Annotated in this window: 6 protein-coding genes; 4 read left to right on the top strand and 2 right to left on the bottom strand. The window is 62.7% G+C overall.

What is annotated here, in order from left to right; all coding sequences use genetic code 11:
• Positions 1–22: 22 nt before the first annotated feature.
• The 4 genes from L6D82_RS24750 to L6D82_RS24765 all read left to right on the top strand — a co-directional run bounded on the left by L6D82_RS24750 (position 23) and on the right by L6D82_RS24765 (position 3,725).
• Positions 23–829, top strand: coding sequence for an alpha/beta fold hydrolase (locus L6D82_RS24750; RefSeq protein WP_085745087.1), 807 nt, complete (start codon positions 23–25; stop codon positions 827–829).
• On the top strand, positions 826–1,680 hold the full coding sequence (locus tag L6D82_RS24755) for an alpha/beta hydrolase (RefSeq protein ID WP_236191841.1): 855 nt from the start codon (positions 826–828) through the stop codon (positions 1,678–1,680). The genes L6D82_RS24750 and L6D82_RS24755 overlap by 4 nt, the downstream gene beginning before the upstream one ends.
• 127 nt (positions 1,681–1,807) lie before the next feature.
• The gene (locus L6D82_RS24760; RefSeq protein ID WP_236191842.1) at positions 1,808–2,614 is read left to right on the top strand and encodes a DUF4892 domain-containing protein; all 807 of its coding nucleotides are present in this window, start codon (positions 1,808–1,810) and stop codon (positions 2,612–2,614) included.
• Between the two features lie 70 nt (positions 2,615–2,684).
• Positions 2,685–3,725 carry an AI-2E family transporter gene (locus L6D82_RS24765; protein WP_236191843.1) on the top strand — a complete coding sequence of 347 codons (1,041 nt, stop codon included), beginning with the start codon at positions 2,685–2,687 and terminating at the stop codon, positions 3,723–3,725.
• A 607-nt stretch (positions 3,726–4,332) separates the two neighbouring features.
• Here L6D82_RS24765 and xopAW read toward each other — a convergent pair.
• The gene (gene xopAW, locus L6D82_RS24770; RefSeq protein ID WP_236191844.1) at positions 4,333–5,190 is read right to left on the bottom strand and encodes an EF-hand domain-containing protein; all 858 of its coding nucleotides are present in this window, start codon (positions 5,188–5,190) and stop codon (positions 4,333–4,335) included.
• A 110-nt stretch (positions 5,191–5,300) separates the two neighbouring features.
• Positions 5,301–6,209: ATP-binding protein (locus L6D82_RS24775; protein ID WP_236191845.1), on the bottom strand; the 909-nt coding region annotated here is incomplete at its 5' end.

The raw sequence follows: 6,209 nt of genomic DNA on the forward strand, positions 1-6,209 counted from the left end.
TTCCGCTCATGGATTTGCCGGTATGTCGCAACCGATCTTCTTCGCCCACGCCAATGGTTTCCCTTCGGGTACCTACGGCAAACTGTTCGCGGCGCTGGCGCCCGAGTACCGGGTCGCGCATCTGGAACAACACGCCCATGACCCGCGTTTCCCGGCGGGTGACAACTGGTACCACCTGGTCGACGAACTCATCCATCACCTGCAACAGCAAGATGAGCCGGTGTGGGGCGTCGGCCATTCCTTCGGCGGCATGTTGCATTTGCACGCTGCACTGCGTTGCCCTGAACTGTATCGGGGCGTGGTGATGCTCGACTCGCCGGTGCTGACCCGCACCGATCAATGGGTGATCCGCGCCGCCAAGCGCTTTGGTTTCATCGACAAACTGACCCCGGCCGGTCGCACGCTGGGACGCCGCGAAGAGTTTGCCGATCTGGACAGCGCCCGAGGTTATTTTGCCGGCAAAACCCTGTTCCGCAGCTTTGATCCGGAATGTTTCGATGCCTACTTGCAGCACGGCCTGCACAAGGTCGGCGACAAGTTGCGCCTGCGCTTCGATCCTGCGACCGAGATCAGCATCTATCGCGGCGTGCCGCACACCAGTCCTGCGCATACCCGGCAATTGAAAGTGCCGCTGGCGGTGGTACGTGGACACAAGAGCCGCGTGGTGATGAACCACCACACCCGCTTCGTCGGACGCCTGCCTCAGGGCGAGGCGCTGACCGTGCCCGGCGGGCACATGTTTCCGCTTGAGCGCCCGCAGGACACCGCGCAATTACTGAAAAACCTGTTCGATCGCTGGGAGCGTCGGCAAGACAAGGATTGCGCATGAACCCCGGCGTCGAAGAAGTGCGCCTGAGCCTGCCGCATATCGAACTGGCAGCGCACCTGTTCGGCCCGGAAGACGGGTTACCGGTGATCGCCCTGCACGGCTGGCTGGACAACGCCAACAGCTTCGCGCGCCTGGCGCCGAAGCTCAAAGGCTTGCGCATCGTCGCGCTGGACATGGCCGGCCACGGACATTCCGGGCACCGGCCGAACGGCGCCGGTTACGCACTGTGGGATTACGCCCATGATGTGCTGCAGGTCGCCGAGCAACTGGGCTGGAAACGTTTCGGGTTGCTCGGGCATTCCATGGGCGCCATTGTTTCGCTGGTGTTGGCCGGGTCGTTGCCCGAACGCATCACCCATCTGGCGTTAATCGACGGGGTTATTCCTCCTACCGACAAAGGCGAAAATGCCGCCGAGCGCATGGGCATGGCCTTACAGGCGCAGCTCGATCTTCGGGGAAAGCGCAAACCGGTCTACAACACCCTTGACCGGGCGATCGAAGCACGGATGAAAGGGCTTGTGGCGGTCAGTCGCGAAGCCGCCGAACTGCTGGCCCAGCGCGGTCTGATGCCGGTGCCCGGCGGTTACACCTGGCGCACCGACAACCGCCTGACTTTGCCTTCGCCGCTGCGTCTGACCCAGGAACAGGCGATGGCGTTCGTGCAGCGCATTGCCTGCCCCGCACAATTGGTGGTCGCCGCCGATGGCATGCTGGCCAAACATCCGGAGCTGCTGGAACGTCTACCCTTTGACCGGGAACAGCTGCCGGGCGGGCACCATCTGCACCTTAACAATGAGGCCGGGGCCGACCTTGTCGCAGACTGTTTCAATCGGTTCTTCGCCATTCCTTGACTTGCTCCCGGCAACTGTCGAGGCTGGGCAGGTTGAAATGGGAGACAACCAAGATGGATTTCTACACCGCTGCGACTTCGAACTGCCCTCAAGGCACCCAGGCCATGCCCCTGCGATGAGCCTGTCCATGCGATCTATCAGTCTGCTGGCGCTGTGCTGTTTCAGTCCCTTTCTATTCGCTGCCGACCTGCCGGGCAGTCAGGACCTGCCGATCGTGCCGCGTCTGGCCGATGCGCAGATCGTCGACTATCGCCCCGCCGTGGAGCTGGAGCGGATCTACCCGCTCGGCTCGATCCGCAAGATCAGCGGCCAGTTGCGTTTTGACGGCCAGATCAGCGCCCGGGGGCAAACCACCTCGGCGACCTACGAATTGCCACCGGAACATTCCGCCACCGAAGCCTTCACTCTCGCTCGCGAAGCCCTGCAAAAGCAGGATGCCCAGCTGTTGTTCTGGTGCCAGGCCCGGGATTGCGGCGAGAGCAGCCTGTGGGCCAACGAGGTGTTCGGCAATGCCAAGCTGTACGGTGCCGACGAGCAGCAGGCCTATCTGCTGCTGAGGCTCGCGGCCCCGCGCGACAACACGCTGGTGGCGCTGTACAGCATCACCCGCGGCAATCGCAAAGCTTATCTGCACGTTGAACAGTTTGAAGCACTGGCACCGCTCGGTGAGCTGCTGCCGACCTCGGCCACGCTGTTGCGGGAACTGAAAAGCACCGGCGAACTGGATTTTCCAAAACTGGCCGGCGATCCGGATGACACCTGGCTGCGCTTGCTGTCCCGTGGCCTGAACCTCGACACCACCTTGCGGGTGACGGTGTCCGGGCCCAAGGCCGAGGCCTGGCGGCAGGCGCTGATCGGGCAGGGCGTGCGCGCCGCGCGAATGGAAACCGGCAGTGTCGATGGCGAAGGTCTGCGCATCGATCTGTTGCGATAAGGTGTCTTTGGCGGACACGCTCGACGTGTTCGCCTACTCTTTGCCTGACTGATTTTTTTCGAGATTTCACATGCCCAATAATGATCGTCTGCTTGTGCAGATCCTGTTGCTGGTGCTGTTTGGTGCCAGTTTCTGGGTGATGGCGCCGTTCTGGTCGGCGCTGTTCTGGGGCGCGGTGCTGGCGTTTGCCAGTTGGCCGCTGATGCGCTTGCTGACCCGCTGGCTCAACGGCCGGGAATCCCTCGCGGCGCTGCTGCTGACGCTGGGCTGGATGTTGCTGGTGGCGGGGCCGCTGGTGTGGCTGGGCTTCAATCTGGCCGATCATGTGCGTGATGCCACGGCGTTCATTAAGGATGTGCAGGTCGACGGACTGCCCGAAGCGCCGAGCTGGCTGGGTGGCGTGCCGGTGGTGGGCGAACGGCTTGTCGGGATCTGGAACAGCATCGATCAGCAGGGCGCGGCCCTGATGGTGGCGGTCAAGCCTTATCTGGGGCAGGTCGGCAACTGGTTGCTGGCGCGCAGTGCGCAGATCGGCAGCGGGATTCTCGAACTGACCCTGAGCATTGTCTTCGTGTTCTTTTTCTACCGCGACGGGCCGCGATTGGCGGCGTTCGTGCACAGTCTGCTGGAGCGCCTGATCGGTGACCGGGCCGGGTACTACATCGATCTGGTGGCCGGTACGGTGCAGCGGGTGGTCAACGGGGTGATCGGTACGGCGGCGGCGCAAGCGGTGCTGGCGCTGATCGGGTTCCTGATTGCGGGGGTGCCGGGGGCGCTGGTGCTGGGGATCGTGACGTTCCTGCTCAGTCTGATTCCGATGGGGCCGCCGCTGGTGTGGATTCCGGCCACGGCTTGGCTGGCCTGGAAGGGCGAGTACGGGATGGCGGTGTTTCTCGGGATCTGGGGGACGTTCATCATCAGTGGCGTGGATAACGTGCTCAAGCCGTATCTGATCAGCCGGGGTGGGAATCTGCCGTTGGTGATTGTGTTGCTTGGGGTGTTTGGCGGGTTGATTGCGTTTGGGTTTATCGGGTTGTTTATTGGGCCTACGCTTTTGGCTGTTGCTTATAGTTTGTTGACGGATTGGAGTAAGAGTCAGGCTCGGGTTTGAGGCTTTTGACTTGGCGGCCTTTGGGCCGACCAGGCTCTTTGGGATTGGGTGAATATCCGTTTCTTCGGGTGTTGCCGTTGGCGGTTTCGCTTTTACAGCGACTCCCTTTGGCAAACGCCCCAAAGGAAGCAAAGGTCTTGGCCCCTGCGTTCGGCGCCTCGCTGTGGCTCGGCGTTCCTTCGCTCCGGGATTCATCCGGGGGCATCGCCTACGGTTTGCTTCGCTGCACCTCCTCTCGATGCATGCGGCTGCGCCGCACGGTCGCTGCGCTCCCACCCCCGGATAAATCCCTCCACTCAGCCTTCCGATGGGGCCGGCACGTCAAAAGCGGTACTCGAGCTAACGCTCATTGTGTTGAGTGGTGGGAGGCCAAAGCCAAAGCGAAAGCAGGAGTGGGGTTGTATGTGCTTTGAAACCTGAGTTCACCTCGGTATTTCACGTCGGTGTAGTTCGCTTAAACACCTCGGTCAGTCCCCTCTCCCTCTGGGAGAGGGCTAGGGTGAGGGCCGCTTTGATGACACACCGCAGAGCCAAAGCAAACCACTCACCCAGCCAGAGTTAATCGCCCCTCAAGTCTTGACCCGAGAGCGATCCTCTTCACCCAGTCTCAAGTCGCCACATTCAAATACTTGCCCACCGACGCGGTGCTTTCTAGCGAGTACTGCTTGCTCAGATTGGCAATCATGCGGTTCAGCGCTTCGGTTGTGGTTTGAGTATTGCTGGCAGTTTGTTCGTCATCCGGGCGTTCGCGACCTGCATGCAGTGCAGCTTTCAGTTCGTCGCTGCTGACGCCTCCGCTGCTGTCGCTGTCCAGAACATTGAGCAGGGCGGTGGCGGTGTCGGTGTTGTTTGAGGAGGTGCTGTCGCTGGTCTGCAACGCGCTGTTCAGTTCGGTGGCGGTAACCGTGCCGTCGCCGTCTGCATCGAGTTGGCTGAATAGTTCGTCGCTGGAGGCTTGCGGCGGTGGGGGTGGCGGTGGGGTGAGGCTGGCGGCGAGTTCGTCCTGGCTGACGACGCCGTCTTCGTTTTTGTCCAGGGCGGAGAAGATTTTGCTGCTGTCGGCGGTGCTGCCGGCGCTGGTCAGGCCGTTGCTCAGTTCGTCGCTGCTGATGGCGCCGTCGCCGTCGGCGTCGAGGGCGCTGATGAGGGGGTCGGCGAGTTCGGTGTTGGGGGCCTGGTCTCCCGGTGGTGGCGGGGGTGGGGCCATGGCGGTCATTTCTTCGGCGCTGAGGCTGCCGCTGGCGTCGCTGTCCAGATCGCCGAATTGTTTGCTCAGGCTGACCAGCAGGCCGTCGTTGGACTTCTGCGACAGGGCGCTGCCGAGTTCGTCCTGATCCACCGCGCCGTCGCCGTTGCTGTCGAGTTTGGCGAACAGTTCCTTTTGCAGTTGCTGGCTGCGGGCGTTTTGGGTGGAGGTGCTGCTGGTGCTGGTATAGCTCGTGTAGTTGCTGACGCTACCGATCATCGGGCTCACTCCTTGGACTGGAAAACCGGTGGGTGTACCGGCTTATGCAGCCTCCAGTCGCAAGGTGTCGTGGGTATGTGAAGTTTGTACCGACCGGTACACAGTCGGGATCAGTGGCGGGGCAGCTGGATCACGGCGGTCAGGCCGCCGCCGGGTGTTTCTGCCAGGGTCAGTTGTCCGCCCTGACGTTGCGCCGCTTCCCGGGCGATGGTCATGCCCAGACCGACGCCGCCGGAGTTGCGGTTGCGTGAGCCTTCGAGGCGGAAGAACGGCTCGAATACGGCTTCGCGCTTGTCCGCCGCGATGCCCGGGCCGTGGTCGATGACGCGGATCAGCAGCTGTTCGCGTTGGTCCTGCAGTTCGATGTGCGCTTGGCCGGCGTAGCGCAGGGCGTTGTCCATCAGGTTGTTGATGCATGAGCGCAGTGCCATCGGTTGCACCTGCAAGGGGGCACAGTGGCCGCTGACCTGCACGTCGGCGCCTTGATCCTGGGCGTTTTCGCACAGTGATTCGACCAGCGCCTGCACGTCCATCAACTGCAAGGCTTCGCTGGTGCGCTGTTCGTGCAGGTAGGTGAGGGTGGCGTCGAGCATGCCGATCATGTCGTCCAGATCCTGGCGCATCTGGCCTTGCAGCTTGTCGTCGTTGATGTTTTCCAGGCGCAGTTTCAGCCGTGACAGCGGGGTGCGCAGGTCGTGGGAGACGGCGCCGAGCATTCGTGCGCGTTGCTGCACCTGTTCGCGGATGCGGTGTTGCATCAGGTTGAACGTGTGTGCGGCCTGCCTGGCTTCCCGGGGGCCGGTTTCGTCCAGCGGCGGGCTGTCGAGGTCTTCGCTCAGGCGTTCGGCTGCATCGCTCAGGCGCTTGATCGGTCGGGTCAGCAGCTTGGCGCCGTACCAGGCGGCGATGATCAGCGAGATGAACTGGAAGGTCAGCGGCACGATCGGCCCGCCGAACCAGGGGCGCGGTGGGCGGGGCGGGTAGCGTGGATCCTGAGCCGGCTGTTGACCGTCGAGGGT

Origin of the sequence: Pseudomonas paraglycinae (assembly GCF_021601625.1) — a bacterium.
GTDB lineage: Bacteria > Pseudomonadota > Gammaproteobacteria > Pseudomonadales > Pseudomonadaceae > Aquipseudomonas > Aquipseudomonas paraglycinae.